This window comes from Conexibacter stalactiti (assembly GCF_033542075.1).
GTDB lineage: Bacteria > Actinomycetota > Thermoleophilia > Solirubrobacterales > Solirubrobacteraceae > Conexibacter > Conexibacter stalactiti.
Genome location: NZ_JAWSTH010000189.1, coordinates 1 through 4,249 on the forward strand (window position 1 = coordinate 1; position 4,249 = coordinate 4,249).

Consider the following 4,249-nt stretch of genomic DNA (forward strand, 5'->3'; position numbering starts at 1 on the left):
GCCGTCGAGCGGCGGCCGCTGGCCGGGCGGCGCCGCGACCTGCCCGTCGCCGGGCGGCGCCGCGACCTGCCCGTCGCCGGGCGGCGGCTTCACTGCGCCGCCGTCGTCGTGCGGGGGCGGACCGGAGGCTCTGCCGCCCCGTCCGCAGGGGACGACGACGGTCGGATCGCCGTCGCCGACGAGGAAGGTCACGACCCGTCTCGCCGCGACCGGCTCGCCGTCGGCCCGCCGGCCCGTCCACTCGAAGCCGACGCAGTAGACGCCCGCGGCGGTGAAGGCCCAGCTCGCTCTGTCACGTCGTTCCGGCCACAGCTCGACGCGCTCGCTGCCCGCGGCGGCGCGACTGCTCAGCAGCGCCGCCCTGTGGCGCTCGCCCCATTCGTCGGAGAGCAGGAACGCGCCCGGACCCTCGACGCCGGTCAGCCGCCAGCTGAGGTCGCCGTCGAGCGCGGCGGGGTCGAGCTTGGTCGTGTCCCACCCGAGCACGTAGCCCGCTCTCGTGACGTCCTCGTCGACCTCCCACAGCGGCGCGCCGGCGGCGCCGAGCCACGGCAGGCGCGGATCGGCGGCGGAGAGCGACGTGCGCGCGGAGGGGCCGACGCGCAGCACGACGTCGTCGAGGTCGCGCGCGATCCCCGGCCCGAGCGGGCTGCCATCGAGCAGCGCGACGTCGAGCGCGCCGCCCGCCAGCCGCGGCACGACGTCGTAGAAGCGCTTCGCGCTGCCGCTCTCGGAGTCGGCGACGACGACCGCGCCGCCGCGCGCGGCGACCTGCGGCGAGCGCCGGTGGGTGGCGGTCGGCGCGACGCCGGCCTGCGGGCAGCTGTCGAGCTGGTAGGGGTCGATCGCGTCGCCGACGACGACCGTCAGCACCTGCGCGTCGCCGACCGCGCTGCCGGAGCCGGCGACGCGGTTGGCGGCGCCGAAGGCGAGGCAGTAGACGCCGGGCGCGGTGAAGCTCCAGCTCGCGTGCCAGTGGTTGGCGCCGGCCAGCATGCGGACGCCGTCGGGCAGGCCGATGCGGGTGCTGAAGAATGGCTTGCTGCCGTCGCCGGCATCCCACAGCACGACCTCGCCGGGCGGCGGGCCGCCGTCGATCCCGGCGACGGCGTCGAGGCGCAGCGCCGTGTAGCGCTGGAAGCGGCTCGCGTCGAGGCGCTCGGAGCTGACGCCGAGCCACGGGATTCCCGCGACCTGGGAGAGCGGGATCGTCCAGGCGTCGCCGCCAGCCGGCCCGACCAGCTCGTAGCCGGCCGGGATCGCCGCGCGCGCCCGCTCGGGGACCACGACGATCGCCTCGTCGAGCGGCTGCCAGCGGGCGCCGCCGCCGTCGACATCCAGCCCCAGCTCGAGCGCGTCGCCGAGCGAGCGGACGGCGAGGTCGGCGTGCACCGACTCGCCGGCCGCGGTCTCCAGCACGTAGGCGCCGGGCGCGAAGATCCGCACCCGTCTCAACGTCGCCGAGGAGGCAGCGTGGGCCGCGCCGTCGGTCGGCGTGAAGACGGCGCGGATCGTGTGGACGCCGCGTCTCAACGCGCTCGTCGTCAGCGTCGCGGTCCCGTCCTGCACCGCGACCGCGGCGCCGAGCGCCTGCTCCGATCCGGAGCCGTCGTCGTCGTAGAACTGGATCGCGCCGGCGACCGGCGGTCCGACGGCGGCGGTGAAGGTGAGCGGATCGCCGGCCTGAACCGGCCCGCCGGCGGAGCTGGTCAGCTGCAGCTGGGTCTCCCCGCCGGCATCAGCGCACGGCGGCGCCAACTGCGGATCGGCGGCGCCGACGGCGAGCGTCAGCGGCTCGCGCGCGTAGACCTGCCGGCCGCTCAGCAACGTCGCCCGCACTTCCAGGTCGAGACAGTGGTAGCCGGCTTGCGTGAAGCCCCAGGTCAACGCCATCCGGGTTCTGTTTCTCGCCCCGGCGCCCTGTCTCCAGAAGCTGAAGGAGGAGGCGGCGGCGATCCCGTCGCTGTCGAGGCTGACGAGCGCGGTGGTGGGATCGGCCTCCGGCGCGGGGCGGCCGAGACCGTAGACGGCGACGCGGCCTCCGGGCGGCGTCGTGACGCCGCGGATCGTGCCGACCGCGGCGGCGCTCGCCAGCTGCCCGTAGAGCAGCTCGCGCGTCCAGCCGAAGCGCACGGTGCCGCGCGCGGCGCCGTCGTCGGGCAGCGAGTTGTCGGCGGTCTGCCAGAAGACGCTGCCGGTCGTGCCGAAGAGCGTGAGGCCGACGTCGGGCGCCCAGGCGGGAACGGTCGTCTGCGCGCCGCCGCGCGTGTGCACGACGGCGTCGGCGAGCGCCGTCCAGCGGTCCCCGCTGCCGTCGTGTCTGCCGTGGATCAGGCCCAGCTCGAGCTGCCCGTCGGCGTCGAGGCGGGGCGCGAGGTAGGCGGTCTCGTCGGCGACTGCGCGCTGCGCGCTCGCCGTCCCGGTGGGGACGGCGAGCGCCAGCAGCACCAGCGCCGCGATGCGTGCGGTGCGGGTCATCGAGTCCGTCAGACGACGCTGAACGTCAACGTCGCTCTGTAGGTCACCGGGAAGCCGCCGACCGACGCCGTCGCGGTGAGCGGCAGTCTGTAGGTGCCGGTGTCGGTGAAGCCCCAGCGCAGGTCTTCGTGGTCGGCGATCGTCACGCCGAGGTTTCTGTTCGTCCCCGTCGCGCTGTCGAAGCGCGTTCTGGTCGTGGCGACGCCGTCGCTCTCGCCGCGGCGGTAGCCGGCGACGCGCGCGCCGCCGACCGGAACCGTCACGGCACCGCTCGTGAACGTCACGGCCGGAGCCTCGCACGCGCCCTCCGCCTCGACGGAGAGGCCGACGCGGTACGTGCCGCCGTCGCCGATCGTCTTCAACGGCAGCTCTGCTCTGCCGAAGACCGTCGACTCCCAGATCGAGTTGCTCGTCCCGCTGACCTGGAAGACCGTGTCGGCCAGCTCCAGCTCGCTCGCCGGGTCGGTGTCGTGGCTGTGGGCGTGGAGCCCTTCGGCGCTGAACTCCTCGGCGTCGCAGTCGTACGCGAGCCCGATGTCCCAGTGGTTGCCGGTGACGGTCGTCGTGGCCTGCGCGCTGCCGGCGAATCCGAGCGTCGCCGCCGCGGCCGTCGCGACAGCGAGCAGCGTCTGCTTCTTCCCCATGGTGCGTCCTTTCGTTCAGCCGACCGAGAAGGTCAGCGTCGAGCTGTCGCCGAGCGGCGTGCCGGACACGGAGCGCGCCGACAGCCGGTAGGCGACCGTGTAGGTGCCGGGCTTCGTGAAGGCCCAGTTGCCGTGCGCGTGCGTGCCGAGCGGGATCGAGATCCCCTGCGGCAGCCGCGCGCCGCTGTTGAAGAGCACGTCGGCCTCGCCGAACGAGCCGCTCTGGAAGACGACGAGCTTGCCGGGGCCGCTGACCCTGCTGACCGTCCAGCGGATCGCGCCGCGGACCTGCGCCGAGCCGACCGCCTCGGTGTTCCAGCCAGCCCAGATCACGCCGCTGCGCTGGACCTGCGGGATCAGCCAGACCGGCGAGCCCTTGCGGCCGACGACGCCGAGACCGGCCGGGACGGTCGTGCGCGCCTTCGAGACGACGCGGATCGTGACCGTGCTCGGGTCGCGCCAGACGGTGCGGCCGCCGGTCGAGTCCTTCAGCGTGCTGATCAGCCGGCCGCCATCGATCCGCGCGGCGACCGCGTCGACGTGCCCGCTGAAGAGCACGGTGCGCGCCGCGGCGGGTGCCGCGAGGGCGGCGGAGGCGAATGCGCCGGCCGCGAGGGCGGCGAGGGCGGTCGACCGAGATCGAGTGGTGGTGCTGAGCATCGTGCGTCCCTTCGGAATGGCGTTCGTGACCGGCGGACGCGAATAGTAACGAGACTTGTTCCTATTTTCATCTGGGTGCGACCTCCAGGGCCAGCGCCCGCGCCACGGTGCGGCCGCCGGCCGACGCCGTGACGCGCACGCGGTAGCGACCGCCGGGCGCGAGCGGGCGGTCGAGCCGCACGCGGACGTCGCGCGCACCGGCCCGCACGCCCCGCGCCGTCCCGCGGGAGACCACGCGGCCGTGGCGGCGCACCGCGACCGTCACACGACTGCGCGTCCCGAGCCGCAGCCGCAGGGTGATGACGCGGCCACCCAGGCGCGGGTACGACGCGGTGAGCGCCAGGCGGGGCCGCGCCGTGCCGCGGCCGGACCCGCCAGGCGGCTTCCGCGCGCCGCCGCCGGATCCGCGCGGCGGTCTCGCCGTGCCGCCCCTCGGCGACTGCGTGCCGGCGGGCGGCTGCGTGCCG

The 4,249-nt window shown here is 75.4% G+C and carries 3 protein-coding genes and 1 pseudogene; all 4 read right to left on the minus strand.

The features are described from left to right. The coding region (locus R7226_RS30970; protein ID WP_318601407.1) for a choice-of-anchor M domain-containing protein at positions 1-2,478 on the minus strand (2,478 nt) is incomplete at its 3' end. 8 nt (positions 2,479-2,486) lie between these two features. Further along, entirely contained in the window at positions 2,487-3,122 is a 636-nt protein-coding gene (locus tag R7226_RS30975) for a hypothetical protein (protein ID WP_318601408.1), read from the minus strand. 15 nt (positions 3,123-3,137) lie between these two features. Next, positions 3,138-3,800, minus strand: coding sequence for a TIGR03773 family transporter-associated surface protein (locus tag R7226_RS30980; RefSeq protein ID WP_318601409.1), 663 nt, complete (start codon positions 3,798-3,800; stop codon positions 3,138-3,140). A gap of 49 nt (positions 3,801-3,849) precedes the next feature. Beyond that, positions 3,850-4,249: pseudogene (locus R7226_RS30985) on the minus strand (hypothetical protein); the annotation flags it as partial.

Coding starts and splice junctions, on each gene's coding strand:
- R7226_RS30975 (WP_318601408.1), bottom strand. CDS start 3,122: ATGGGGAAGAAGCAGACGCTGCTCGCTGTCGCGACGGCCGCGGCGGCG.